This is a genomic window from Pseudomonas kairouanensis, from assembly GCF_004682055.1.
GTDB classification, from domain to species: Bacteria; Pseudomonadota; Gammaproteobacteria; order Pseudomonadales; family Pseudomonadaceae; genus Aquipseudomonas; species Aquipseudomonas kairouanensis.
Map to the genome: position 1 here is coordinate 84879 of NZ_QUZU01000004.1, position 25537 is coordinate 110415.

At 59.8% G+C, this 25537-nt stretch carries 23 protein-coding genes; 14 read left to right on the top strand and 9 right to left on the bottom strand.

Going from position 1 to position 25537, the window contains the following annotated elements; translation table 11 throughout:
* Window positions 1-75: 75 nt before the first annotated feature.
* Window positions 76-1701 (bottom strand): methyl-accepting chemotaxis protein, encoded by a 1626-nt coding sequence (locus DYL59_RS05300; protein WP_135288234.1) that lies wholly within the window; start codon window positions 1699-1701, stop codon window positions 76-78.
* Between the two features lie 237 nt (window positions 1702-1938).
* Between DYL59_RS05300 and DYL59_RS05305 the strand changes: the two genes are divergently transcribed.
* The 3 genes from DYL59_RS05305 to DYL59_RS05315 are packed head-to-tail and all read left to right on the top strand — an operon-like array spanning window position 1939 to window position 4397.
* Complete coding sequence (locus DYL59_RS05305; protein WP_135288235.1) at window positions 1939-3366, top strand: nucleobase:cation symporter-2 family protein; 1428 nt, start codon at window positions 1939-1941, stop codon at window positions 3364-3366.
* 12 nt (window positions 3367-3378) lie between these two features.
* Complete coding sequence (locus DYL59_RS05310; RefSeq protein WP_135288236.1) at window positions 3379-3840, top strand: LEA/WHy family protein; 462 nt, start codon at window positions 3379-3381, stop codon at window positions 3838-3840.
* Between the two features lie 5 nt (window positions 3841-3845).
* Complete coding sequence (locus DYL59_RS05315; protein ID WP_135288237.1) at window positions 3846-4397, top strand: GNAT family N-acetyltransferase; 552 nt, start codon at window positions 3846-3848, stop codon at window positions 4395-4397.
* Window positions 4398-4505: 108 nt separating this feature from the next.
* Here the strand turns inward: DYL59_RS05315 and DYL59_RS05320 are convergent, their stop codons facing one another.
* Window positions 4506-5432 (bottom strand): carbon-nitrogen hydrolase family protein, encoded by a 927-nt coding sequence (locus DYL59_RS05320; protein ID WP_135288238.1) that lies wholly within the window; start codon window positions 5430-5432, stop codon window positions 4506-4508.
* Between the two features lie 83 nt (window positions 5433-5515).
* On the opposite strand from DYL59_RS05320, the gene DYL59_RS05325 reads away from it, so the two are divergent.
* Window positions 5516-6430, top strand: coding sequence for a LysR family transcriptional regulator (locus DYL59_RS05325; RefSeq protein WP_238340611.1), 915 nt, complete (start codon window positions 5516-5518; stop codon window positions 6428-6430).
* On the opposite strand, the gene DYL59_RS05330 is transcribed toward DYL59_RS05325, so the two are convergent.
* A complete protein-coding gene (locus DYL59_RS05330; protein ID WP_003190904.1) occupies window positions 6402-6656 on the bottom strand; it encodes a hypothetical protein in 255 nt (84 codons plus the stop codon). The two genes, DYL59_RS05325 and DYL59_RS05330, sit on opposite strands and share 29 nt — an antisense overlap.
* A gap of 163 nt (window positions 6657-6819) precedes the next feature.
* Between DYL59_RS05330 and DYL59_RS05335 the strand changes: the two genes are divergently transcribed.
* Window positions 6820-7140 (top strand): ElaB/YgaM/YqjD family protein, encoded by a 321-nt coding sequence (locus DYL59_RS05335; protein WP_003217958.1) that lies wholly within the window; start codon window positions 6820-6822, stop codon window positions 7138-7140.
* A gap of 112 nt (window positions 7141-7252) precedes the next feature.
* Here DYL59_RS05335 and DYL59_RS05340 read toward each other — a convergent pair whose 3' ends face one another.
* Complete coding sequence (locus tag DYL59_RS05340; RefSeq protein WP_135288239.1) at window positions 7253-8290, bottom strand: Ldh family oxidoreductase; 1038 nt, start codon at window positions 8288-8290, stop codon at window positions 7253-7255.
* 203 nt (window positions 8291-8493) lie between these two features.
* On the opposite strand from DYL59_RS05340, the gene DYL59_RS05345 reads away from it, so the two are divergent.
* Complete coding sequence (locus tag DYL59_RS05345; RefSeq protein ID WP_135288240.1) at window positions 8494-13647, top strand: M35 family metalloendopeptidase; 5154 nt, start codon at window positions 8494-8496, stop codon at window positions 13645-13647.
* Window positions 13648-13667: 20 nt separating this feature from the next.
* Here DYL59_RS05345 and DYL59_RS05350 read toward each other — a convergent pair whose 3' ends face one another.
* Window positions 13668-13937, bottom strand: a complete 270-nt coding sequence (locus DYL59_RS05350; protein WP_135288241.1) for a PepSY domain-containing protein — start codon at window positions 13935-13937, stop codon at window positions 13668-13670.
* Between the two features lie 141 nt (window positions 13938-14078).
* On the opposite strand from DYL59_RS05350, the gene DYL59_RS05355 reads away from it, so the two are divergent.
* The 7 genes from DYL59_RS05355 (at window position 14079) to DYL59_RS05385 (ending at window position 20070) form a co-directional block, all read left to right on the top strand.
* Window positions 14079-15074: a FecR family protein gene (locus DYL59_RS05355; RefSeq protein WP_135288242.1), complete on the top strand. Its 996-nt coding sequence runs from the start codon at window positions 14079-14081 to the stop codon at window positions 15072-15074.
* 328 nt (window positions 15075-15402) lie between these two features.
* The gene (locus tag DYL59_RS05360) at window positions 15403-15852 is read left to right on the top strand and encodes a hypothetical protein (RefSeq protein ID WP_135288243.1); all 450 of its coding nucleotides are present in this window, start codon (window positions 15403-15405) and stop codon (window positions 15850-15852) included.
* A 1-nt stretch (window position 15853) separates the two neighbouring features.
* Entirely contained in the window at window positions 15854-16420 is a 567-nt protein-coding gene (locus DYL59_RS05365) for an adhesin (protein WP_135288244.1), read from the top strand.
* Window positions 16421-16488: 68 nt separating this feature from the next.
* Complete coding sequence (locus DYL59_RS05370; protein WP_135288245.1) at window positions 16489-17187, top strand: heme utilization protein; 699 nt, start codon at window positions 16489-16491, stop codon at window positions 17185-17187.
* 62 nt (window positions 17188-17249) lie between these two features.
* Complete coding sequence (locus tag DYL59_RS05375) at window positions 17250-17927, top strand: C39 family peptidase (protein ID WP_135288246.1); 678 nt, start codon at window positions 17250-17252, stop codon at window positions 17925-17927.
* Window positions 17928-17968: 41 nt separating this feature from the next.
* The gene (locus DYL59_RS05380) at window positions 17969-18715 is read left to right on the top strand and encodes a hypothetical protein (protein WP_135288247.1); all 747 of its coding nucleotides are present in this window, start codon (window positions 17969-17971) and stop codon (window positions 18713-18715) included.
* 50 nt (window positions 18716-18765) lie between these two features.
* On the top strand, window positions 18766-20070 hold the full coding sequence (locus tag DYL59_RS05385; RefSeq protein WP_135288248.1) for a transporter: 1305 nt from the start codon (window positions 18766-18768) through the stop codon (window positions 20068-20070).
* A 71-nt stretch (window positions 20071-20141) separates the two neighbouring features.
* On the opposite strand, the gene DYL59_RS05390 is transcribed toward DYL59_RS05385, so the two are convergent.
* Entirely contained in the window at window positions 20142-21467 is a 1326-nt protein-coding gene (locus DYL59_RS05390) for a sigma-54 dependent transcriptional regulator (protein WP_135288249.1), read from the bottom strand.
* A 343-nt stretch (window positions 21468-21810) separates the two neighbouring features.
* Here DYL59_RS05390 and DYL59_RS05395 point away from each other — a divergent pair, with 343 nt between their 5' ends.
* The gene (locus DYL59_RS05395; RefSeq protein ID WP_135288250.1) at window positions 21811-22071 is read left to right on the top strand and encodes a hypothetical protein; all 261 of its coding nucleotides are present in this window, start codon (window positions 21811-21813) and stop codon (window positions 22069-22071) included.
* Window positions 22072-22136: 65 nt separating this feature from the next.
* Here DYL59_RS05395 and DYL59_RS05400 read toward each other — a convergent pair whose 3' ends face one another.
* The 3 genes from DYL59_RS05400 to gnd are packed head-to-tail and all read right to left on the bottom strand — an operon-like array spanning window position 22137 to window position 25461.
* On the bottom strand, window positions 22137-22961 hold the full coding sequence (locus DYL59_RS05400) for a Cof-type HAD-IIB family hydrolase (protein WP_135288251.1): 825 nt from the start codon (window positions 22959-22961) through the stop codon (window positions 22137-22139).
* Window positions 22958-24481: a glucose-6-phosphate dehydrogenase gene (gene zwf, locus DYL59_RS05405; RefSeq protein WP_135288252.1), complete on the bottom strand. Its 1524-nt coding sequence runs from the start codon at window positions 24479-24481 to the stop codon at window positions 22958-22960. The genes DYL59_RS05400 and zwf overlap by 4 nt, the downstream gene beginning before the upstream one ends.
* On the bottom strand, window positions 24478-25461 hold the full coding sequence (gene gnd, locus DYL59_RS05410) for a phosphogluconate dehydrogenase (NAD(+)-dependent, decarboxylating) (RefSeq protein WP_135288253.1): 984 nt from the start codon (window positions 25459-25461) through the stop codon (window positions 24478-24480). The genes zwf and gnd overlap by 4 nt, the downstream gene beginning before the upstream one ends.
* Window positions 25462-25537: the final 76 nt, after the last annotated feature.

The following is a 25537-nucleotide window of genomic DNA, read 5'->3' on the forward strand; positions in this document are numbered from 1 at the left end:
TCAGTCACACCTATGCAAACTGACAGACTGCCTTCGCGAGCAAGCCCGCTCCCACATTTTTGATCTCATTCCAAATCAAATAACGAACCTGGCCACCATCCCATTCAAATCCACCGCCAGCCGCGACAGTTCATGGCTGGCCGCGCTGGTCTGGTTGGCACCCGCCGCCGACTGAGTGGCCAGGTCGCGGATATTCACCAGGTTGCGGTCCACTTCGCGGGAGACCTGGGCCTGTTCTTCGGACGCGCTGGCGATCACCAGGTTGCGTTCGTTGATCAGGCTGATGGACTGGGTGATCTGCTCCAGCGCCACACCGGCCGCGCGGGCCATTTCCAGGGTGTTCTGGGTGCGCTGGTTGCTCTGCTGCATCGATTGCACGGCTTCACCGGTGCCGTTCTGGATACCGGCGACCATTTTTTCGATCTCCTGGGTCGACTGCGCGGTGCGATGGGCCAGGGCCCGCACTTCGTCGGCCACCACCGCAAAGCCACGCCCGGCTTCACCGGCCCGCGCAGCTTCGATGGCCGCGTTGAGTGCCAGCAGGTTGGTCTGCTCGGCAATGGCGCGGATCACGTCCAGCACCTTGCCGATATCACGGCCTTGAGTGGCCAGGCCTTCAATCAACACAGCGGTGTTCTGCACGTCCTGGGTCATGGTCTGGATCGCGCCGACGGTTTCCACCACGCGGTCGCGACCTTCACGCGCGGCCTGGTTGGACTGGCCTGAAGCCTCGGACGTGGACACTGCATTGCGCGCCACTTCTTCAACGGCAGCGGTCATCTCGTTGACTGCCGTGGCGGCCTGGTCGATTTCATTGTTCTGTTGCTGCAGGCCTTTGGACGCCTCTTCGGTGACCGCGCTCAATTCTTCAGCGGCAGACGCCAACTGCGTGGCGGAGCCTGCGATGTGCTGGATGGTCTGGCGCAGGTTGGCTTGCATGGCGGCCAGGGCGTGGAGCAGGCGCGCCGGCTCATCCTTGCCATCGTCTTCGATGGCTTTGCTCAGGTTGCCAGCGGCAATGGTCTCGGCCACTTCAACGGCTTTGCGCAAGGGTGTGACGATGCTGCGGGTGAGCAGCCAAGCGAGTAATACCGTGAGCAACGCCGCCACGACCGACACCGCAATAACACCGGTCACTGCCCCGTCGAAGCTTTGCCCGGCTTCGGCGTCGGCGGTCTTGGCATCGGCGGCGTTGATGGCGATGAGTTTGTTCAACTGCTCGCCCATCAGGTCGGTGCCGTCCTTGATGCGCGTGTTGATCAAGGTCCGCATCTCATCGACCTTGCCCTGCTTGGACAAGGCCAACATCTCGGCCTGGGCCTTGAAGTAGTTGTCCAGCGTGCCGACAAAGGTTTTGTACAACGCCGTTTCCTCGGTGCCAGCAGGCAGCGCCGCGTAACTGGCCTGGGCCGCCTTGACCTTGTCAGCCAGCGCACTCATGCGGGTTTCGGCTTCCTGCAGAGCGGCTGGCTCACGGTTGACGAGCACGCGAAAAGAGAGGATGCGCAGGCGCAGCACGTTTTCGGTGATGATGCCCAAGGACGTGACACTGGGTAGCTGGGTGGCGCTCATGTCCACAGAAGACTGACGGATCTGCGTCATGCGGTTGACCGCGAACACCCCTAATAAAATCACTAACAGCGCAATGAAGGCGAAACCGAGGAACGCGCGTGGAGCAATATTCAATTGGCGAAGGGACATAGGGGGGATGCTCTCAGAAGTAGTATTTGCGAGCGTCCCTGCCGCGAAACGATCAGTGGGCGTCAACGCGCCGTTCTAACCTTTGGTCACCACTGTTGTGATTGGAATGTGGGCCTAAACGAGGTATCGGCAGCGCCCATGGTTTCCCACAGGGGCTTCATTAATATTTTTTTACACTTCTGACGACTGGCACTTTCTGGCATCCTGCGCCTCCCTTTTCTGACCCGAGCCCGCATTTTGTCTGACGCACAAGCTCCTCGCCCCCGCTATAAATCCGACCTGATCTACGGCCTGGAAGACCGCCCGCACTTCACTGCCGCGATTTTTGCTGCGTTGCAGCATGTGCTGGCCAGTTTTGTCGGGATCATCACCCCAACGCTGATCGTCGGTGGCGTGCTGGGCCTGGAAAGCGAAGTGCCGTACCTGGTGAGCATGGCGCTGTTCGTGTCAGGGCTCGGCACGTTTGTACAAGCGCGCACGTTCGGCCCTATTGGTTCGGGGCTGTTGTGCCTGCAGGGCACCAGCTTTTCGTTTATCAGCGTGATCCTCAGCGCGGGGTTCATGGTCAAGGCGCGGGGAGGCGGCACCGACGAGATCCTTTCGACGATCTTTGGCATCTGCTTTTTCGCGGCGTTTATCGAAGTGGTGCTCAGCCAGTTCATCGGCAAGCTGCGTAAGCTGATCACCCCCGTGGTCACCGGCACCATCATCACCCTGATGGGCTTGTCGCTGATCAAGGTGGCGGTCACCGACATGGCCGGCGGCTTTGGCGCCCAGGACTTGGGCGCGGCTGGCAATATGGGCCTGGCGGCCCTGGTGCTGCTGACCATCGTGGTGCTCAACCGCTTCAGCAATCCATTCCTGCGCCTGGGCTCGATCGTGATCGGCCTGACGTTGGGCTTTATCGTCGCCTGGATGATGGGCCGTGTGGACCTGGCGGCGCTGCCCCAGGTGCCGTTGGTTAGCGTACCGGTGCCGTTCAAGTACGGATTCTCGTTTGACTGGGTAGCGTTTATACCGGTGGCGGTGATCTTCCTGATTTCACCGTTGGAAGCGGCTGGTGACCTGACGGCCAACTCGATGATTTCCCAACAGCCGGTCAAAGGCCCGCTGTATATCAAGCGCATCAAGTCCGGGCTGCTGGCCGACGGCCTCAATTCGGCAGTGGCTGCGACCTTCAACAGCCTGCCCATGGTCACCTTCGCCCAGAACAATGGTGTGATCCAACTCACCGGCGTGGCCAGCCGCTACGTGGCCTATTTTATTGCCGGCCTGTTGGTACTGCTGGGGCTGTTCCCGATGATCGGCGCGGTGCTGCAACTGATGCCCAAGCCTGTATTGGGTGGCGCGACCCTGATCATGTTCGGCACCGTGGCCGTGGCCGGCATCAAGATCCTCGCCGAAGCCGGGCTGCACCGACGCAATGTGCTGATCGTGGCGATCTCCCTCGGTATGGGCCTGGGGGTGGCCGCCGTGCCGGAAGTGCTGCGCGACCTGCCCAAGGCGCTGCACAACATCTTCGAATCGCCGATTACCGTGGGCGCCTTCTGTGCAATCTTGCTGAACATTTTCCTGCCGGAAGAGTTCATAGAACTGGAAGAAGATGAATTCGATCCGGAGTCCTCTACCCTCAAAGTGATGCAAGACCCGGACGTCACGAAATAGGAGCACCTATATATGCGCAAGCTCATGGTTCTATCGCTACTGCTGCTGACCTTGAGCGCCTGCGCGCTGTTGCCCAACCGTGACCCGGTGAATATCAATGTAGTGGGCATCGAGCCGCTGCAAAGCCAGGACCTGGAAGTACGCTTCGCGGTGAAGCTGCGGGTGCAGAACCCCAACGAAACGGCAATCGACTACAACGGCGTAGCCCTGGACCTTGAGGTCAACGGCCGGCCGTTGGCATCGGGGGTGAGTGATCAAGCCGGAAGCATCCCACGCTTTTCCGAGACCGTTCTGATGGTGCCGGTGAGTGTTTCGGCGTTCTCTGTGTTGCGTCAGACCCTGGGCCTGAGCCAGACCCAAAGCCTGAACAACCTGCCCTATGTGCTGCGGGGCAAACTCGCCGGTGGCCTGTTTGGCACGATGCGCTTTGTAGACCGTGGCACTCTGGACCTACCGAACACGGCTACTTGGTGAACGCCATGCAACCGACGCTATATACCGAGCGGCTGATTCTGCGCCCACTGACCCTGGACGATGCCGAAGCCATCCAGCAGCAATTTGCCCACTGGGAAGTGGTGCGCTATCTCAACGCTGTGGTGCCTTGGCCCTACCCGGCCGATGGCGCACGCAGCTACCTGGAGCACGTAGCGTTGCCGGCCATGGCACGGGGCGAGGAATGGCATTGGTCAATTCGCCTCAAAAGCGCACCTGAAAGGCTGATCGGCAACGTCTGCCTGTCGGATACCGTGGACGACAACCGTGGTTTTTGGCTGGGCCCACAATGGCAGGGCCTTGGGCTGATGAGCGAAGCCAGTGCGGTGGTGACCGATTACTGGTTTGGCGTGCTCGAACGCCCGGTATTGCGTGTCCCCAAGGCAGCACCCAACCTTGGGTCGCGACGGATCTCCGAGCGAGAGGGGATGCGGTTGATCAGGACGGAAGAGGGGCAGTTTGTCGAGGGCACCTTCCCTCGGGACATTTGGGAGATGACCGGCGAGGAATGGCTGAAAACCAATTCCCCCAACCAATGAAAATCTAATGTGTGCGGGCTTGCTCGCGAATGCGGTGGTTCAGTTATAGATGTGTTGACTGACACACAGCATTCGCGAGCAAGCCCGCACCCACATTTTGGACTGCGTTTAATCAGTGATGAAGCGAACTCCGGGCTTTTCCCGCTCATCCACCACCAACTCAAACACATCCGGCCGGGCATAGTGCCCCACCACGTCATAGTCATACCGTGCCCGCACTAGGTCATCGGTATCGATCTGCGCGGTCAATAACCCCGTCTCTCCCACCAAGGGCCCTGCCAGAATGTCGCCCATCGGCCCGACAATCACGCTGCCGCCAGCGATCAGCGGACGCTCTGCCGGCCAGTTGGCAATCTCCAGCCCCAGTTCGGCCGGCGAGGCTTGCACCTGACACGCGCTGACCACAAAGCAGCGTCCTTCATGGGCCACATGGCGCATGCTGACCTGCCACATCTCGCGCTCATCCACCGTGGGCGCGCACCACACCTCTACGCCCTTGGCATACATCGCGGTGCGCAGCAGGGGCATCATGTTTTCCCAGCACACCGCGCCGCCGATACGGCCTACGGCTGCGTCGATCACTGGCAAGGTCGAACCGTCGCCCTTGCCCCAGATCAGCCGCTCGGTGCCAGTGGGCATCAACTTGCGGTGCTTGGCGACCAGGCCGCCGCTCGGTTCGAAATACAGCACGGTGCAATACAAGGTGTTGCCACTGCGTTCGATCACGCCCAACACCAGGCTGGCGCCGGTGCGCGCAGACAGGCCGGCCAATGCGTCGGTCTCGGCGCCCGGCACATCAATGGCGTTGGCAAAGTAGCGGGCAAAGGCTTCGCGACCTTCAGGCAAGCGGTAACCCAACTGGGTGCCGAAGCCCTCACCCTTGGGATAGCCACCCAGCAGTGCTTCAGGCATCACCACCAGTTGCGCGCCGCTGCGCTGTATGTCGTCTTCATAGCCAAGAATCTGCGCCAGGGTCTCGGCCTTGCCGCCGGGCAGGGAACCGATTTGCAGGGCAGCCACAGTAGAAACAGGCATCACCATCACTCCAAAGTCAGGGGGGTTGCCCATTCTCCCGCCAGCCTTGATCATGAATAAAGCCCACTCTACTGCTGAATGATATGAGCCAAATTAATATCGCCCAGATCGATCTGAACCTGCTCAAAACCTTCGAAGCCCTGCACGACGAGTCCAGCGCCAGCCGCGCCGCCTTGCGCCTGGGGGTGACGCAATCGGCCATCAGCGCGGGCCTGCGGCGCTTGCGCGAGGTGTACGACGATCAACTATTTGTGCGCACCGGGCGCGGCCTGGCGCCGACCCTGCGCGCCAATCAGTTGAAACCGGTGATCAGTGAAGCGCTGGAGCGCTGTCGGCAAAGCTTGGCGATGGTCAACCCGCAGAACCAGCACTACGAGGGCCGCTCGGTGGTGCTGGGCCTGTCGGATGATTTTGAGATTGCCTATGGCCGTCGGCTGATGGATGAGATCGGCAGGCGCGCGCCGAAATTACGCGTGATTTTTCGCCAGACCCACAGCCAGATCGTCGCAGGCGCGTTATTGGACCGTACCCTGGACCTGGCGATTACCGCTGGCGGTTTTGCACAAAGCCGCTTGAGCCGCCAGGTGCTGGGAGAAGGCGATTACCGCTGCCTGCTGGACTCGAACCAAGCCAGCATCGACCTGAACGAATTCGTCAGCCGCGAGCATGTGCTGGTGTCATCTGGCGGGTTTATCGGGATTACCGATGAGGGGTTGGCGGCGCAAGGGTTGAGCCGCCGGGTGTGCGCCTCCACCAGCCACTTTGCCGCGCTGCCCTATCTGCTCAAAGGCAGCCAGGCAGTGGCGACGATTCCCGGGCACGCGGCGCAGGCCATCGCCGAATTGACCGGCCTGCGTGTGCTGCCCTGCCCGCTGGCGCTGCCGCGCTACCCGGTGGAGTTGGGCTGGCGGACCCAGGTGCAGCTGGATCCTCTGCTGCTCAAGGTACGTGAAGGGATCGTGGCGAGCTTTACTTGGCCGCCGCCATCAACTTGTTGACTTCACTGCGCACCATGTTGGAGAACTCCGGCGGCGACATGCCGTCAAGTTCCGCACGCACCCATTCGGCCCACTTGCCCTTGCGCTTGGCACGCTCGCCAAACAAACGGGCCGCTTCGCCCTTGGCCTTGCCCAGGTTGGTTTGCCACAGGTCGTAGAGGCGGGACTTTTCATCTTCCAGCTCCGCGCGTTCGGCGAGGGTCTTGTTGGCCAGATTGAAGCTCATGTTGAATTACCTGCTGCACAAATAGGCGACATCTTACACTGTAGGTCGAATTTTTCGGATTCGGATTTGGCGCAAAACCTTCAAGGCGCAAAAAAACTGCAACTTTTGCCGACGCCCGACACTCCATTGATCACTGTCACATTCACCTGCAAGGAGTCACCCAATGGCCCGCAAATCTGCCGCCCAAGCCGTCGAAGATCAAATCAAGGATCAAGCTTTCAGTGAACTGACGGCATTGATCGAAGAATCGGACAAACTGCTCAAAAGCAGCGCCTCCCTGGTAGGCGAAGAAGGCGAAACCCTGCGCGAACAGGTCGCCATCAAACTCAAGCAGGCCCTGGACTCGGTGTCCAACGTGCGTGAACGCAGCAAGCCGGTGGTGGATGCCACCGAAACCTACATCGGTGGTCACCCTTGGCAAACCGTGGCGATTTCCGCAGGCTTTGGCCTGGTGGTTGGCCTGCTGTTGGGCCGTCGCAACTAAGCCATACCGCGTGTAGGAGCGAGCTTGCTCGCGAAGATCCCATAGACACCGCAGGCGCCCGGATACCTGCGTTTTCGCTGACGATTTTCGTGAGCAAGCCCGCTGCTACAAGTTATTGCTGCGCCCACTGATGCAACTGCTCCAATGCCAGCGCGTCCACCACAATCCCCTCTTGCTCGGCCTTCGCCCGTGTGCGATGCCGACGATCTCCCGGTAACCGTCGCAACCCTGCCGCATGCATCTGGCGCACCAGTTCCTGGCTACGTTCAGCGAACGCCTGGCCGCTGGTTTTGCTTGGGTCGATCACGATCAGCAGTTGGCCGGTCCAGGGCGTGCGCGCGCCAGGGTGATCGGACCAATCGAACTCGAACGAGAAGTTGCCTCCGGTCAACGCTGCCGCGAGCAGCTCCACCATCATCGACAGTGCCGAGCCTTTATGTCCGCCAAACGGCAACAGCGCCCCACCTTCCAGGATGGCTTTAGGGTCTTGGGTGGGCTGGCCCAGGCCATCGACGCCCATGCCCGGCGGCAGGCGCTCCCCCTTACGCGCGGCGATCTGCACGTCACCATGGGCGATGGCGCTGGTGGCCAGGTCGAACACGATCGGCAAGCCATCGGCACGCGGTGCGGCGAAGGCGATGGGGTTGGTGCCAAACAGCGGTCGGTCGGCACCGTGGGGCACCACGCAGGTCATGCTGTTGACCACGCTCAGGGCTACCAGCCCTTGCTCGGCGAACGGCTCGACATCCGGCCACAGGGCCGCAAAGTGATGGGAATTGTGGATCGCCAGCAGCGCGATCCCGGCGCTTTGCGCTTTTTGTACCAGCAATGCACGGGCAGCTTCCAAGGCCGGTTGGGCAAAGCCGTTGCCGGCATCGACCCGCACAAAGCCTGAGGCCACGTCAGTCACTTGCGGTACAGCGCGACCATTCACCCAGCCGCTGCCCAGGGTGCTGATATAACCGGGAATCCGGAAAATGCCGTGGCTATGGGCACCGTCGCGTTCGGCGCTGGCGCAATTATTGGCAAGGATCGCGGCCACCTCGGGCGAAGTGCCGTGGCGCACAAATACCTGTTGCAACAGCGCGACCAACGCGCTGAAGCCTATGGAGACACTGGAACCCTCAACGACCTTGGACGGCGTAGACATCTGAAGCTCCGAATTATGATTGGAAGGGGCAACAAGACGGGCAACTCAAGCCTGTGATTAAACAACGTGCGCGCCGCCCGCTGTCAATCATCGATTGCCCGACAGGTCGTTTTCGCAGCAGTTATCTACCGCCGCCGACACCCTCAGGCCTCCTACCCTGCGCCAACACTGTGGCCGGCAGCGGCCTTGACGGAGAACACTGGATGGCCGACGTAACCCCCCCGTATTTTTTTCAAGAGTTTCACCGCCCGATCCGCAGAAAAGAACCCACCGAACGCGAACGCGCCCTTGGCCTGAGCCTCCAGGACCTGGACTGGCTGAACACGCTCTACTACGCCACCGATCAAGCGCGACAGGATGACACCTTGCGCGACCCTCCCATGGTGGTGGAGAAACTGATCATCAAGCTGACCCATAAAACGTCCATGCCTCTGGCCGGCGCTTTCTTGATGAGCCCGAGCCCGACAGAAAACAAAGCGTTGCTCTATACCCCCTACGGCGGAATCGAAGTGTTCGAGGGGCGGGAGTCGGCGCTCTATGAAGTTACAAACCGCCTTGCAAACAAGGTACAACGAGATGATTTAATTCAATTTTTATCTACGAGACAGCGCATCAGCTTCACCCTGGACGTGCCGTTCTCCCTCACCACTGCGACCATACCCGGCGCGGTATTCGAGGACCAGGAGAACACTATCAACGCCGGCCAGACGCTCAACCTGCAAGACATGCTGGCCCAGTTGCACAAAACACCCACCCTGGCCTGGATGCTCGACACCCTGATATCCGTCATGGCGCGGCCCTACTTCCCCGGCCTTGATCAACGGGATACGCGGGTCAACAGCTTCATCGAGGCCGAGGCCGACACGCCCCACGACAAGCCACGCTGGATCGGATCGGCACCGTTGGACGAAGTGTTGCTGCAGTACTACCTCAAGCAGGACTGGCCAGCCAGCCAGACGCGTACCTTCACCAACCCCCGCCATACCACCCAAGGCTTCACTGCAAAACAGCACGCTGACAACCTGCAACAGTGGGAAAGCCTGGTAGAACAAACGGCCGGGGTTCTCTCCAAACTTCTCGGTAGCCTGTTGCTGACCTGGTGGAACGAAGACATTGGCCACGGCCAATCGCGACTAGGCCTGTTTGCACAGATCATGAGTGACAAACTCCGTGCCGACCTGTTGTTCAAGCACCAACTGGGCATCCTGTCCGAGGAGCAACATCGCCATTTGCGTGCGACCTTCCTTCCCGAGCCGTCGGCGCGACACGCCTGGCACCCGCGGTTGCGTATCGAGAAGGTGCGTATCCACGCCCCCTACCAGCACCATGTCGATCTGGCAGCGACGCTGCTGTTCAGCGATCAACACGCCTACCTCTACACCCAGTCACGCGGACTGCAGGTGCTCAAGGACCTCGACGACCTCAACGACACCTTGCTGAGCATGCTCAAGGCCGCCGGGCATGAGGATGAGTTATTGAATTTCCTGTCACTGGAAGAGCGCAGTGCCTACCTGTCCATGGACCCGGTGCAGGTAAGCGGCCTTCCCGTGCCTGGCAGTGTGTTTGGTGGCATGGTCGAAGACATCGCGGCCAAGCAGTTGAGCAATCTGGACTATGCCCTCGGGCAGTTTCGTCGCAGTGAGGGTTCGGTCGATCTCGCCGCGCTGATCGACAGCGCACTTGACCTGCGCCCTATGCTCGACAGTCGCTTGCTGGCCTTGGATGCCCAGGGCCGCTGGAGCCTGCATCCAGTCAGTGCGGACAACGGAAGGCCCTCCACGGTGCAGGCCGAACGCGCCAAGCGCCAGTTGCATGCGCTGGCGGTCGTGCAGGCTGCCCAGGTGGCGCAACGCGGCAATCACCCCACCTTGCGACGCTTGGCACGCCAGGCGCTGAGTCAGCAATTACAAGCGCGACGGCTTGATATTGACCCCGACGACCTGTGCGCCAATACCTATGCCACCCAGGCCGAGCAACGGGAAGAGCGCGAACCTGTGCACTCGGTGAGCATAATCGATCACTTTATCGAGCGCCTGGCCAACGCCGGCGGCCCACTGCCGCAAAACCCACGCACGGCGCTCTACAGTCGCCGAAAGGACGGCGCGTCACTGCGCTGGAACAACGTGGACATCCAAACGTTCAATACGCTTGTCACGATGGCCATCGCGCCCTTTGCCAATCACGATCTGCGTGACTTTGCGCGTCAGTTTCTGGAAAGCCATCGTAAACAAATGGGTGAGGCATTGTTGCTGGGCCTGCGCAGCGAAACAGAGCTGCGCTTGCTGAACAAGACGTTGACCCCACGCCATTACGGAATTCTCGACACGGTATTACGCCCCGATAGCATGACCCGCGTGCGACGTCACGGGCTGCTGGGGTTCCTGCCCGATGCCTACAGTTTGACGCTGACCGCCGGCAACGATCCCACCTTGCTGGAACTTGCCAACTGTTTCCTGTTGACCGAACGCGGCGGTATCGACCCCAACCATTCCGGCCAAGTGGTGCTGTGGACGCCGCAACGCGGCCATGAACCATTCGCCTCGCTGCAGACCCTGCGCGATGTGTTGGCGCAACGTCTGGCAGCGCCGGACCAACGCTTGGCCCTGGTGCATAACCTGGGCCCCAGTCATCGCGCGCCCCATCAGGTTTTCCATCTAGGGCCGTTGCAACGCATCGACGAGCACCTGTTGGACAACCGGCAACAAAGCTACCTCAACCACCAGATCAACAGTATCGACTATTGGCTGACCGCGCCGCTGAGCCCGCAGAGGCTGCAAGATTGCCTGGACAATGAAATGCAAAAGGTATCGCCGTCCAACCTGGGCAGGTCCATGGCCATCGCGCAAGCGATGATTCATCAGCAGGCCTTACCCGTGTGGCTGGGAATGGCTTCGCCTCAGGAGCAATTGCTGCATGCCGAGTTGCTGGAGCAATACCGCCTGAGCACGCTGGACGAGCGCGATTACCTGCACAGCCTGCCCGCCCTGCGCGAGCACGTCGCCAGCCACTTGAGCGCATTGCTGGAAGCCCGATACCCAGGCCTGAGCCTGAACCCGGATGACGTGCTGATACCCGCGCATATCGCGCTCAACGGTCACCCCCAGCGCCTGACCGACTTTGCACTGCGCCATCTACCCGACTTGCGTGCCGACTACCTGCGCCCCTACTCCCGTGGTGCCAGCGCGCTGCCGACTGCATTCGACGGCACGACAGTGGTGCAACTGGTGCGCCAACTGGACATCGCCTCGATCTACCGCCGCCTGCTCACCACACACCTGACCACGGACTCCGAAGATAGCCGCCAGCGCCGCGCACTGTTTTGCCGACAATTCCCCTGGCAACTGCTGCGCCATGCCCACGAAGAAAAACTGGAGGAACGCTTGAGTGCCACCGCCTGGAGCTATATCCAGCAAGTCATCGATATGCCCGATGCCATGGCACGCGAGCAGGTCACGGGGGCCACGGCAATCATCCGGCCGCTGGAACTGGTTGCCACACCCGGCGCGCAGGCTGCCACCGTACTGGGTTTGTACTTGATCGGTCCAAAGGCAGGCACCCTGGGGCCGTTGGTGCTTTATGCCCCGTACAGCCCTTGGCGGGTGCTCAAGGAATACGCCCAGGAAGCAGACCTTCTGGGTGAAATCAACCGCCCCGGCCCATTGCAGGACTGGATTATTCGACAGCTGGACGCCTCTCAACAGGCCACCTACCGCAATTTGCTGCGTGAAAACCAGCGTGGCGATGTGCCGGATATCAGGCTGGCTTTCAATCCGGAGCGCGGTAACATCCTGCCGCGGTTGTTTGGCGACAACACCGCGCTACTGATCAAAATGCTTGGCTGCCAATTCGACGAGGAAGGCCGGGACCAGTGGGATGCCATCACGAGCCTGTTGCAAAAAGGCGTGCCGCTGGCACTGCAATTTATTGCGGGCAAGCTCAAGTATCCGCTGGTGGTGTGGCGCAGTTTCAAGCTGTTCCAGGCGTCGGCCGAAGCCCAACAGCAACAACGATTCGGCGAGGGTTTGCAGAAGTTCATCCAGGGTGTGGCGACGTTGGCCACCCTGCGCAAAGCGCAGAATGAATCACTGGCGCCCCCTGCATCAACGCCCGCGCCCGATTTGCCGGGCGATGCGATGCCGGCATCGCCCCCCCAAATGCCGAATATGACTGACCCGTTGCGCACCCGCTTGCAACGATTTGAAGACATCACCGTGGCGCTCTCGGACCTGCAACAAAGGCCAGTAGCGCATATCTACAGCGATGCGCCCCGCAACCGCAACTATGTGCCGGTGGCCGGCAGGGTTTATCCGGTGCAACGGGTGGGCGAATACTGGCGCATCAGCCTCGGTTCTGAACTGGGGCCTTATATCGAGCGCAATGCGCTCGGCCAGTGGGTACTGGACCTTTCTGAACGTGAGCCGCGCTTCGGCCCGACATTGTCGCGCTATCGAGGCCGAGTCATCACCCGAAGAACCGAGCGTGCGTCTATCAATATCGAAGCGGTGGGCATGCCAGCGATCCGTGCGCTGAGCCTGGACAATGCGCTGTGTATCGACCGGGCACTCAATGTGGCGCTGTATTACACCGTCACCTGCGTACGCAACCTGACGCTGTTCATGAGCCAACTGGACGCGAACTCCCGCGTGGGCCTGCTCCTGACCGAAATGTTCGGCGTGCTTAACCTCAACCCCGGGCAAGTGGCAAAAATCAAAGCTCGCGTGCTGGAAATCCAGACGGGTCTGACCGAACCCAACCTGGTCACCCTGGACTCCAGCCGGTTCGTCACCGGCACTTCGCGCTGGTTCGCTGAGCAAACCTACGCCTTTGTGATACCCGAAGACGCCGAACAAAAAATCTATTTGCTGGACCTGTTTTTCAACCCGCGGATGGACGGCTACCTGCCGCACCTCAACGCACCGTTTGATATCGACGACCATGCGCGTGCGGCCACGTTGGTCCACGAAGTCAGCCATCTGGTTTCGCAGACTGAAGACTTTGCGTACATGGACACCATGCGTCCGTTCCTGGACCTGATCAATCGCGGCAGCGCCGACGGCCTGCGCCGCTATACCGCACTGTCTAACCTGCAAAGCACTGCGCTGTCGGTCATGACACCAGCCACCATGCTTTTCAAGACCTGGGATGATTTGTCGCAGCGCTGGGAAGATTTCGGCCGCGTCGGTTCGACGAAGGTCCGTGACCGGGTGCTGCATTTAACGGGCGCCCGAACGCTGGATGATGCCCGCCAAACGTTTATGAGTGACGCAGACCGCCGGATGGATATCATCCTGGGCAATGCCGACTCCGTGACTTACCTGATCACACACTTGGGCAGGCAGTTGGATCCGGGGGCCTGAATCGGCCCCCGAGGGGTGCATCAGTCTTTCTGGTCACGCAACACATTGCCCGACGCGCCGTCGATGCGCGCCTCGTACACCGTGCCGTCGGCCTTGCGGCCTTTGACTTCCCAATAGCCATTGTCATCGGCCTCGGCGGCGTACACCTCAATGTAACCGGCCTTGGTCTTGGCGACTTCAATCGCCTTTTCAATGGGAATCCAGCCAGCACCCGGTTTGTCGGCCAGGGCCGCACCAGCGCTGAGCAGGGCGGAGGTTGCACACAGGGCGATCAAGGTTTTCTTCAGCATCTTCGTACTCCATTGTGGGAATGTCCTGACTTTTTAGGTGCTCCCAAACGAGAATAAGTTCCAATTGATGTGCAATCGCCATGATGGCTGTTCTCGTCCCGAGCCTCGGGAGGTTAGAATGTGCGAAATCAGGACGTTTAAATGACAGAAAAGTCTCTTTCAGAAGCCGAATATGACGCTATCACCGATGCCGCCGCGCACTGGTGCATGCGGTTGCACGCGCACGACTGCACACCCGCCGAGCGCCAGGCTTTTGAACAGTGGCACAACGGCCATCCCCTGCACGCCTTCGAATACGCAGCGATGCTCGAAATCTGGGATGTTGCCGACCACCTGCCTCGTGCCGAGCCCACCGCCGTGGTGGTGCCTTTAGAACCCCGCCGGCGTTGGCGCAACTACGCCGTAGCGGCAGCCATCAGCCTGGTTGCCTTGCCCCTGGCGGCCTTTACCGGCTGGGAAACCGGCTTGCTGCCAAACGCCTATGAACGCTATGACGCCACAGACGGCTTGCGCAACGTTGTCCTGGGTGATGGCAGCCAGGTTGAACTCAACCTGGGCACCGAGCTGGTCTATAGCAACTACAAGGACCAGCGCCGTGTCACCCTGAACAAAGGCGAGGCCTTCTTCAAGGTAACCCATGACAGCACCCACCCCTTTATCGTGCGCGCAGGCGAAGGCCAGGTACGGGTCACCGGTACCCAATTCAACGTGTGGAAGTATGAAGACCAGGTACGGGTGATGTTGCTGGAAGGCTCTGTGCAGATCTCCAGCGACAAGGTCCACGGCAGCGTGCCCCTGACTCCCGGCATGCAGGCACGCTTTCAACAGGGTGATGCCACGCCGCGTGTACAGGCGATCAACCCCAACGATACCGCCCTGGCTTGGCGCCAGGGCAAGCTGATCCTGGACAACCTGGCCCTGGCTGATGCGTTGCCGCTGATCAACCGGTACCTGGCCAAGCCAGTGATGCTGGCAGACGCCAACACGGGGGCGATTCGCATCGGCGGCATCTATAACGTCAACGAAGTCTCCAACCTCGTCCCCTCCTTGCCCAAGGTGCTGCCGGTCTACCTGACCCAGAACCAGGACGGCAACCCTGTACTTAACGCCATCCCGCGTAAAACCCCTAAAGGCTGAGCCTTGCCCGCCATTGCGGGCTTTTTCACGCCTGCAGTGTCCATTTTTTTTACAGCCACCTGCCCTGAACCCCCTGTAGTGAGCGGATTCATCGTTTTGTCATGCACGGTGTTACAGCGCTGATACAGCCGGGTGAAGCGATTGCGCAACGGTCGGGCAGGCGGGTCTTGCAGGGGGTCTGTCTCACGGCTGATACAGGGCTGCTATCACTTTGCCTCGCATCAATCGCAACTGGTTGAATAACGACAACAAATCAAAAGCGGCACGGCTTCTGCTCTATCCCTTACAACGCTGTTTAGGGTCAGCGTTGAAAATAAGGAATATTGCCGTGGTCACTCACACTCAAGGTTCATTGAGCCTCCTCCTGATCAGCTGTGTACTGAGTACCAGCGTGAGCCTTCCAGTGCTCGCTGCAGGTGACGGTGTGATCGTGATTGACCGCGCCGTTCGTGGCCACATGTGGGGCCGTACGGCGGGCACTGATCCTAACCCCACCACTGCCAACGCCAACCCGGCTGGCCAGATCTATCGCGCAACCAGTATTGAACTCAACGATCACGATATCGCCGGGATCAGCAGTGGCGCCAGCATCACCCGCACCATTCTGCCGGGCGGCAATCTTCCAGGGCTCGGCAACAACGGCGGCGGCATCGGCCTGGGTGCAGGCAGCGCAGCCGGCCACAGCGGTGGCAGCAGCCTCTCCGGCACCATCAACGGCGCGGTCTCAAGCGGTCTGGCGCCTCTGAACAATATCGGCAGCATGGTAGGGGGGCGTTGAGATGAACCATTCCTGGATGCTTCTTGCACTGCTCGGTTGCACTACGGCGATGGCCGACAGCAGCACCAACAACGCAACCATTACCAATTCCGGCAAGCAATACAACGGCGTGGTCACGATCAACCAGGCCTCCGGCGACCAGCAACAATCGAGCAACAACGTCGCCATCGCCGTGGGCCACAACGCCCAGGCGAACATCTCCGTGAGCCAGCAGATCAGCGGCGCTCCCGCCGATCGCTCCCTGAACGCCAAGGCGTCAATCCAAGGCAACTCCTTCAGCAATGGCAACGGTGTACTGAGCATCAATCAGTCGGCCGGAGCCCAGAACCAATCAATCAATGCGGTGCGTATCAGCGTCAACGCTGGCCCGCAAAGCATCGATGACAGCGTCATGTCGCAACAAAACGTTGTGCTTGCAACAGACTCAGGCGTGACCCCTACCACTGGCAGCCGCCAGGTCGTTACCAGCGACCAGGCCTTCACCGGCAGCCGTGGAGTGGTACAGGTCACCCAGAGCGCCGGGGTGGGGAACCGAGTGGCTAACACCCTGAACTTACGACTCAACTGATGGAGCTGAGTCGGATAGCTAGACCGTACCAACACTTAACCAACTAAATAGAAGCAAGGAGATACACCATGAAAACTACAATGGCCCTCAAACCACTGGCTTTCGCTCTCGCTGCGCTCATGGCTGTTGCTGCTCAAGCAGGTGACCACAAGCCGTATAAACCACAACCTGCGCCAACCTCCTCTGCCGCAACCGTCAACGACGGCCAAAGCAACCATGGCAACGTGGTGCTCAATGACAAAACCAAAAACAACGCGTCGGTAAACGATTCGTTCAAAGACTACTCCGGGATTGCGGGCAGCAACACCGCAGCCGGTGACAACAACCAAGGCAAAAACGACGTAGCCATCACCGCTGGCGATGCAGACTTCGTCTTCGCCACTGTTAACTCGGCTCAAGCCAACTACGGCAACCTGGTGATCAACAGCGGCACCAAAAACAACGCGTCGGTCAACGACAGCTTCAACGACGGTTCGGGTATCGGCCAGTCCAACGTAGCTGCCGGCACCTCTAACCAAGGCAGCAACAGCGTGGCAATCAACGCTGGCGAAGGCAAAGGCGGCGCAGCCACCATCAACGCCGTGCAAGAAGTTACTGGCAACCTGACCCTCAACCTCAGCAGCGGCCACGGCTGGAAAACCACTCCGGTTACCAACAACGCCAGCACCAACAACTCGTTCAACAATTCGTCTGGCATCGTGGGCTCCAACGTTGCAGCAGGCAGCGGCAACCAAGGTCAGAACAACGTAGCAATCACTCGCTTCTGATCCAGATAGGGCCTTGGCAACAAGGCCCTTTTTCATTCCAGCGTCCAACAGGTCATACGATCATGCGCCTCGTTGCCTCTCTCCTTCTGCTAGCACTCACCGGCCCGACCTGGGCGGGGCAAATGGCCGTGGTCATGCCCGGTGGTGGGTTGATCTACAAGAATGTCGAGAGTATCCGCGAGCGCAAATTCGCCAACCTGGTGGAACAGAAAACCGATTTCAGCTGCGGCGCCGCCGCACTGGCGACCATCCTGCGTCAGGCTTACTGGATGGACGTGGACGAAGACCACGTCATCAAGGGCATGCTGGTCAACGCAGACCAGGACTTGGTGAGAACCCAGGGCTTCTCCATGCTCGACATGAAGCGCTATCTGGAAAGCATTGGCATGCGAGCCAGGGGCTACCGGATCACTCAGGAGGTGCTGGTTACCGTGAAGGTACCCGTTGTGGTGCTGCTGGAAATCCGCGGCTACAAGCACTTCGTTGTCCTGCAGCGTTCAGACAAGGACTGGGTGTATATCGGCGATCCCGTACTGGGCCACAAGCGCTACTCGAAGGACGACTTCGTGAAGGGCTGGAATGGCATCGTATTCGCCGTATTGGGTGAGGGTTATGACAAGACCAATGCCCTGCTCTCTCCGCCCATCCCGTTGACCGCCAAGAACCAGTTGAACGAGTTCAGCCCAGTACGCGACAGCGAACTGATGGACTACGGTTTCATTCAAAGCGACTTCTTCTAGCAAGAGGCGCAATAAGGAGCAGGACGCTCCAGGAGCAGACGATGAACACTTACCGTTGGCTGACGGTCATGTGCCTGGCAGCCTCAATGCCCGCTTATGCGTCATCGGCGTTCAAGCCTATCGAACTCAAGGATTCGGAAATGGCGGATCTGCGAGGGCGCTATGTAATGCCTGGACGGATTATCAGTTTTGGCATCGTGATGAGCACCACCTGGACCAACTCCGCAGGTGACAGCATCACTGGCAGTGCCAACATGCAAATAAACGCGTCCACTATTACCCCGCAATTCTATGTCACCACCACCAGCACTACCGGTACTGGCAGTGCACCGAACACCGGCACGGGCACAGTGGTCGGCGGCAGCGGCCTTGGCAGCGGCCAAGGTGTCACCCAAAGCGTGCGCGCAGCGGGCGACGGCAATACCGCCAACAATGGCGTCGATATCAATGTGACCCGCAATGGCCTGGCGGCCGCGAACATCGTGCAGTCCGGCAAGGCACTGGTGGCAGGCGAGACGATCACTGGCGATAGCGGTGCGGGCCAGGTCAGCGTCTCGGCCAAAAATGGCGGGCTGCAAATGGCCGTCCTGGCCGCAAACAACCAAGGCAGCGTGCTGCAGCAAATCGGCGGCGGCAACGTCAATCAGAGCACGCTGATTACCGGCGATCTTAATGCGATTACCAACCTCACCCAGATAAATGTGGTGATGGGCAATAACAACCTGAACAACATCACCCGCAGTCTCAACCTGGATCAACTCAAAGGCCTACGCACTATCGGTTATTGAACTACGCTGAGCCTCGACACTTACGCATTAAAAAAGGGACGGCTTACTTCATGCATCGATCTTTATCGTTACGTGCCGTGGTTTGTTTAAGTACGCTCCTGCCGGCAACCCTGCTGTATGCCGCGCCGGATGCCGACATAGAAACGCTGAAAAAGGAACTTCTGGAGCTCAAGCAACGCTACGAAGTCCAACAAAAAGCACTGGCGGTATTGGAACAACGAGTCAGGCAGGTTGAAGATCAACCGGCTACGCCAGCGCCCAAGCGCCTGGCCAAGTCCCCGGCAGACTTCAACAAAGGCACCACCGTGGCCGGCGCGCCAGGTGTGGGCGCTGCAGCGGCCTCCGGCGGTGCCGGCGGCGGCAGTTCCTATGGGCAAAGCCTCAAGGATGATTCGGCGCCGGCACAAAGTGTCAGCAACTTGTACAACGAAGCCAGCGGCTTTTTCGGCGATGGCAAGTTCAGCTTTGAAACCGGCATTACCTATGCGCGTTACGATGCGCGCCAGTTGACCCTCAACGGTTTCCTGGCACTGGACTCGATCTTCCTGGGCAATATCAACCTGGACCGGATCAAGGCAGATAACTGGACCCTGGACCTGACCGGACGCTACAACCTCGATAACCGTTGGCAATTCGACATTAACGTGCCGGTGGTTTATCGCGAATCGACCTACCAATCGGGCGGCGCGGGCAACAGTGGCACAACCACGTCGGAAGCCTCGGTAACCCGCGACCCGACCATTGGCGATGTCAACTTCGGTATTGCCTACAAGTTCCTCGACGAAACCGACACCCTGCCCGACGCAGTGGTTTCGTTACGCGTCAAGGCCCCAACAGGCAAGGAACCCTACGGCATCAAGCTGGTCGAGTCGCCGAACAACGACAGCCTGTTCGTACCGGAAAGCCTGCCGACGGGTAACGGCGTATGGTCGGTCACCCCAGGGATTTCCCTGGTCAAGACCTTCGACCCGGCGGTGCTGTTTGGCTCTTTGTCCTACACCCACAACTTCGAAGACTCGTTTGACGACATCAGCTCCAACGCCAACCAGAAAGTCGGCGGCAAGGTCAGCCTGGGCGACAGCTTCCAGATCGGCGTCGGCGTAGCCTTTGCGCTCAACGAAAAGATGAGTATGTCGTTCTCGGTGTCCGACCTGGTGCAGCGCAAGAGCAAACTCAAGCCTGATGGGGGTGATTGGCAATCGGTGGTGTCCAGCGATGCCAACGCCGGTTACTTCAACGTCGGCATGACCATTGCGGCCACGCCGAACCTGACCATCGTGCCGAACCTGGCCATTGGTATGACGGATGACGCGCCGGACTTTACGTTCAGCCTGAAATTCCCGTACTACTTCTGACCGAGACCAGGCTAAAAAGGAAAAGCCCCGCAACGATAAGGGTCGTTGCGGGGCTTTTCGGTTTACCCGCCCTAGCGGATCTGGTGTTTGTGCAGCAACCGGTAGAACGTCGGCCGGGAAACCCCCAGCACACGGGCCGCGACACTCAGGTTGTCGCTGTGCCGGTTGAGCACATCGCACAGCGCCTGGCGTTCGGCGCGGTGCTTGTAGTCTTCCAGTGTAGCCATCGGCGATGAAATTGCCTGTTCGCCCACAAGTCCCAGATCAACGGCTTCAATCTGGCGCCCTTCGGCCAGGACTAAACCGCGCCTTACGCGGTTGGCCAGCTCGCGCACATTGCCGGGCCACGGGTGTTGCCCCAGGGCGACCAGGGCGTCTTCGCTGAAACTGCGGGGACGTCGGCCGGTTTCCTGGCTGTAGAAACGGGAAAAGTGATTGGCGAGCATCGCCACATCACCATGGCGATCACGCAACGGGGCGGTTACCACTTGCAGCACGTTGAGCCGGTAGTACAAGTCTTCACGGAACGAGCCCTTTGCTACCGCCGCCTCAAGATCGACGTGAGTCGCCGCCAAGACCCGCACATCCACAGGGATAGGCTGGCTGCCGCCGACGCGTTCGATCTGTTTTTCCTGCAGGAAGCGCAGCAAGTTGGCTTGCAGTTCCATCGGCAGATCACCGATCTCGTCCAGGAACAGCGTGCCGCCGTTGGCGGCCTCGATGCGCCCGACCTTGCGCTGGTGGGCGCCGGTAAATGCGCCCTTTTCATGGCCGAACAGTTCGGACTGGATCAAGTGTTCCGGAATCGCCCCGCAATTAATCGCCACAAACGGTTTGGCGTGGCGCTGGGATTGGCGATGCAGGGTCTTGGCCACCAGCTCTTTGCCGGTGCCGCTGTCGCCACGAATCAATACGGGGGACTCAGTGGGCGCCAGCTTCGCCAATAATTTACGCAGTTCGCGAATGGGCCGGCTGTCCCCCAGCAGTTCGTGTTCCGGCTCATCCACCGGGGTGTTGCCCTTGCCGCGCAAGCGCGCCATGCCAAAGGCTCGACCCAGGGTGACCTGCACGCGGGCTACGTCAAAGGGCAAGGTGTGGAAGTCGAAAAACCACTCGCAGACGAAGTCGCCAACGTTCTGCAGCCGCAGTACATCTTGGCTGAGAACGGCGATCCACTCGGTACCGCTACGGCCAATCAGCTCCTTGACCGCTTCGGGGCGCTCCAGGTGATATGGCTGCAACCGCAACAGGCCGACGTCGCAGGAGCGGTCGCCCACAGCCTCAAGCGCACAGCTGTCAACATCCCAGCCGGCGGTGCGCAAACCAGGTAATAGGCCATGACAGTCGTCACAAGGGTCGACCACGAGCAAGCGGCGCTGGACGGGTGTAACAATCATGACTTTTCCTTGGCGTCAAAATTGTTAAAGTTATTTAGAAACAACGGTTTGTGACGCCTGGCGCTAACACTAGCAAGGTCTTGACGCTGCGCTTGTACCGTTTCGCTATAAGTGCGGGCAAAAAGCCACTTAGCCGTGTTTCAGGCCGAAAAGTTACTAACGAACAAAATGCTCATTGAGCTTCTAAAACAGCCGCTTACATGATGTTAATCAGGGAAAGTTAAAAAATGTTGCCCTAACATGTGACCCGTACCCGGTCATCGTGCATCAGTACAAGTAACCCGCCGCACGGTCAGCCCAACCGCCGGCAACCACTTGAATGGGCAATGAGAGAGAACCCCACATGAACGCCCCGCTCCGCATCAACGAAGCTCTTTTGATCGCAGACCGTGCTTTCCAACCCTTTCAATGCGTGGCCTGGCACGATGGCAATGGCGCCCTCAGCCTGAGCGTCATCGACCGCACCAATACCCGTATCGGCAGCCAACAACTGTCGTCGAGCACTTATACCGACCCGGCGCAACTGGAAGACTTGCTGTTGCAGGCCCGCGCCGAACTCGACAAGGGCGGCTACCAGTTGCAGTCCTGGGCCATGCCGAAGTAAGCCAACACTTAACTTGCGCGCTACGGATAAAAGGCGCGCAAGTTACGTGCAACAGCAAAGCTTACTTATGGCTTGGCTAGAATGAACCGTTCAATGGCCTCGGCCGCGCCATCCTCGACATTGCTGCCGGTGACCACACTGGCCTGGCGCTTGACGGCTTCTTCCGCCTGCCCCATGGCAATCGACAACCCGGCCACTTGAAACATCGCGGGGTCATTGCCCCCATCCCCAATTGCCACCGTCTGCTCCAACGGCACCCCAAGGTGCGCCGCCAGCGTCTTCAACGCTTCACCTTTGTTGGCCAGCATCGCCGTGACGTCAAGGTATACAGGTTGCGAGCGTGAGACCTGGGCCAATCCCTGCACCTTAGGCTGCAAACGGGCTTCCAATTCCACCAGCAAAGGTGCGTTGTTACTGGCCGCGACGATCTTGTCGACCCGGTCCAGGTACGGTTCGAAACTTTCCACCACAATCGGTCCATAGCCCAGGCCATCGGCCTCACGTTGAACCATCGGACCGGGCGGATCACGGCGCAGCCATTCGCCGTCGGCGAACACCCACACCTCCACGTCCGGCTCGGCCGAAAATAACGCCAAGGCCACCAACGCCGCTTCTGCGGGCAGATGATGGGCAACCAGGATGCTGCCATCCGGGTTGATCAACGTTCCCCCGTTAAAACCCGCTACCGGCACATCGATACCGAAGGTTTCAACCAGGTGCAGCATGGCCTTGGGCGGACGCCCGCTGGCCAGGCTGAAAAACACCCCGCTGTCACGCAAGGCACGCACGGCATCGATGGTGCGCTGGCTCAGGCAGTGGTCTGGATGGAGCAACGTGCCATCCACGTCACTGAGGATAAAACGGATGGGATGGATCGCGGCATCACTCATCCGAGGCTATGCCAGGTGCGACCATCGCGGGCCAACAACGCATCGGCTGCCGCCGGGCCGTCTTCACCAGCCTTGTAGGCCTGGATGCCGTCGTCTTCCTTCCACGCATCAAGGAACGGCTGCACCGCACGCCAGCCATTTTCAATATTGTCAGCACGCTGGAACAAGGTCTGGTCGCCGGTCATGCAGTCGTAGATCAGGGTTTCGTACCCGGTCGACGGTTGCATTTGGAAGAAGTCCTTATAGGCAAAGCCCAGCTGGATGTTGGCCATATCCAGGGTCGGCCCAGGCTTTTTCGCCAGCAGGTCGAACCACATGCCCTCATTGGGCTGGATCTGGATTTTCAGGTAAGTGGGCTTGAGCTCATCGACCTCGGTATCGCGAAACTGCGCGTAGGGCGCCGGCTTGAAGCAGATCACGATCTCGGTGTCGCGCACGCTCATGCGCTTGCCGGTGCGCAGGTAGAACGGCACGCCCACCCAGCGCCAGTTGTCGATCATCACCTTGAGCGCAACAAAGGTCTCGGTGCTGCTGTCGGGCGCGACGTTGGCTTCTTCACGGTAACCCGGCAGCTGTTTGCCGCCAATTTCACCGCTGGTGTACTGGCCGCGTACCGAATTGGCCCGCGCATCTTCCAACGACCACGGACGTACTGCGCCAATCACCTTGGCTTTTTCGCCGCGCACCGCATCGGCACCAAAGGCCGCCGGTGGCTCCATGGCCACCATTGCCAGCAGCTGGAACAGGTGATTAGGCACCATGTCCCGCAGGGTGCCGGTTTTTTCGAAGAAATTGCCCCGGGTCTCAACGCCGACGGTTTCGGCGGCGGTGATCTGTACGTGGTCGATGTAGTGGTTATTCCAGAACGCTTCGAACAGCACGTTGGAGAAACGGCTGATCAGAATGTTCTGCACCGTCTCCTTGCCCAGGTAATGGTCAATGCGATAGATCTGCTTCTCGCTCATTACCTTGAGCAGGCTGGCGTTCAGCGCTTCGGCGGTGGCCAGGTCGGAACCGAAGGGTTTCTCGATGACCACACGACGGAAACCTTCGTCGGTCTCCGTCAACAAGCCGGCACTGCCCAGGCGCTGCACCACTTCACTGAAGAAGCGCGGCGCAGTCGCCAGGTAGAACACCGCATTGCCAGTGCCGCTGTCGGCGATCTTCGAGGCGATATCGGCGTAGGTGCTGTCGTCGAGGAAGTCGCCCTCGACGTAGCTGATGTCCTTGGCCAATTGAGCCCACAGCTGCGGGTCCAGCGCATTGTCGCCACTGCCGCGCACCTTGCTCGCCGCTTCGGTGCGAATGAAGTCTTCGAGCTTTTTGGCGAAGTCGGCGTCACTGATGGCGTTGTGATCAACGCCGACAATGCGCAGGCCATCGCCCAGCAGGCCGTCACGGCTGAGGTTGTACAGCGCCGGCATCAGCAGGCGCTTTACAAGGTCACCATGGGCACCAAACAGAAACAGCGTGGTGGGCGGCGCGGGTTCGGCCTTGGGTTTCTTGCCGTTGGCGGTCATTTTTTGGAGGTCTCCACATGGCCGCCAAAACCGAAGCGCATGGCAGAGAGCATTTTGTCACCGTAGGTGCTCTGCTGGCGCGAGCGGAAACGCGCAAACAGCGAGGTGGACAGCACCGGTACCGGCACGGCTTGTTCCATGGCGGCTTCGATGGTCCAGCGACCTTCGCCACTGTCAGCCACGGAGCCGGAGTAACCGTCGAGTTTCGGGTCGGTAGCCAGTGCGTCGGCGGTCAGGTCCAGCAGCCACGACGACACCACGCTGCCACGGCGCCAGACTTCGGCGATATCGGCCACGTTAAGGTCGAAACGCTGATCTTCCGGCAGGTTTTCCGAGTTCTTGGTCTTTAGGATGTCGAAGCCTTCGGCAAACGCCTGCATCATCCCGTACTCGATGCCGTTGTGGATCATCTTCACAAAGTGCCCGGAACCGGCAGGACCTGCGTGGATGTAGCCTTGTTCGGCGCGCGGGTCAGCGCTGTCTTTGCGATCTTTGGTGCGCGGGATATTGCCCAGGCCTGGGGCCAACGTCTTGAAGATCGGGTCCAGGCGCTGCACGGTCTCGGTGTCACCACCGATCATCATGCAGTAGCCGCGCTCCAGGCCCCAGACGCCACCGGAGGTGCCGACATCGACATAGTGCAGGCCTTTTTCCGCCAGGGCCTTGCCGCGACGCACGTCGTCCTTATAGTTGGTGTTGCCGCCGTCGATGATCACGTCACCGTCTTCCAGCAATTCACTCAGCTCATTGATGGTGTTCTCGGTGGGGTCGCCTGCGGGCAACATGACCCACACGGCGCGGGGCTTTTGCAGCCCGGCGACCAGGGCCTTGAGGTCAGCGACGCCGGTAGCGCCCTCCTCGCTCAGGTTTTTTACAAATGCTTCGTTTCGGTCGAAAACAACGGTGGTATGCCCATTGAGCATCAGGCGCCGTGCAATATTCCCGCCCATGCGGCCTAGTCCGATAATCCCCAGTTGCATGTGCTGATGCTCCTACTGCTTAAAAAATGTGTGACATAGTTTATAGCGCAATGAGGCTAATGAGGGTTAGTCAGGT

Coding starts and splice junctions, on each gene's coding strand:
- DYL59_RS05300 (WP_135288234.1), bottom strand. CDS start 1,701: ATGTCCCTTCGCCAATTGAATATTGCTCCACGCGCGTTCCTCGGTTTC.
- DYL59_RS05310 (WP_135288236.1), top strand. CDS start 3,379: ATGCGCAAGCTCATGGTTCTATCGCTACTGCTGCTGACCTTGAGCGCC.
- DYL59_RS05315 (WP_135288237.1), top strand. CDS start 3,846: ATGCAACCGACGCTATATACCGAGCGGCTGATTCTGCGCCCACTGACC.
- DYL59_RS05320 (WP_135288238.1), bottom strand. CDS start 5,432: ATGCCTGTTTCTACTGTGGCTGCCCTGCAAATCGGTTCCCTGCCCGGC.
- DYL59_RS05325 (WP_238340611.1), top strand. CDS start 5,516: ATGAGCCAAATTAATATCGCCCAGATCGATCTGAACCTGCTCAAAACC.
- DYL59_RS05330 (WP_003190904.1), bottom strand. CDS start 6,656: ATGAGCTTCAATCTGGCCAACAAGACCCTCGCCGAACGCGCGGAGCTG.
- DYL59_RS05335 (WP_003217958.1), top strand. CDS start 6,820: ATGGCCCGCAAATCTGCCGCCCAAGCCGTCGAAGATCAAATCAAGGAT.
- DYL59_RS05340 (WP_135288239.1), bottom strand. CDS start 8,290: ATGTCTACGCCGTCCAAGGTCGTTGAGGGTTCCAGTGTCTCCATAGGC.
- DYL59_RS05345 (WP_135288240.1), top strand. CDS start 8,494: ATGGCCGACGTAACCCCCCCGTATTTTTTTCAAGAGTTTCACCGCCCG.
- DYL59_RS05350 (WP_135288241.1), bottom strand. CDS start 13,937: ATGCTGAAGAAAACCTTGATCGCCCTGTGTGCAACCTCCGCCCTGCTC.
- DYL59_RS05355 (WP_135288242.1), top strand. CDS start 14,079: ATGACAGAAAAGTCTCTTTCAGAAGCCGAATATGACGCTATCACCGAT.
- DYL59_RS05365 (WP_135288244.1), top strand. CDS start 15,854: ATGAACCATTCCTGGATGCTTCTTGCACTGCTCGGTTGCACTACGGCG.
- DYL59_RS05370 (WP_135288245.1), top strand. CDS start 16,489: ATGAAAACTACAATGGCCCTCAAACCACTGGCTTTCGCTCTCGCTGCG.
- DYL59_RS05375 (WP_135288246.1), top strand. CDS start 17,250: ATGCGCCTCGTTGCCTCTCTCCTTCTGCTAGCACTCACCGGCCCGACC.
- DYL59_RS05380 (WP_135288247.1), top strand. CDS start 17,969: ATGAACACTTACCGTTGGCTGACGGTCATGTGCCTGGCAGCCTCAATG.
- DYL59_RS05385 (WP_135288248.1), top strand. CDS start 18,766: ATGCATCGATCTTTATCGTTACGTGCCGTGGTTTGTTTAAGTACGCTC.
- DYL59_RS05390 (WP_135288249.1), bottom strand. CDS start 21,467: ATGATTGTTACACCCGTCCAGCGCCGCTTGCTCGTGGTCGACCCTTGT.
- DYL59_RS05395 (WP_135288250.1), top strand. CDS start 21,811: ATGAACGCCCCGCTCCGCATCAACGAAGCTCTTTTGATCGCAGACCGT.
- DYL59_RS05400 (WP_135288251.1), bottom strand. CDS start 22,961: ATGAGTGATGCCGCGATCCATCCCATCCGTTTTATCCTCAGTGACGTG.
- zwf (WP_135288252.1), bottom strand. CDS start 24,481: ATGACCGCCAACGGCAAGAAACCCAAGGCCGAACCCGCGCCGCCCACC.
- gnd (WP_135288253.1), bottom strand. CDS start 25,461: ATGCAACTGGGGATTATCGGACTAGGCCGCATGGGCGGGAATATTGCA.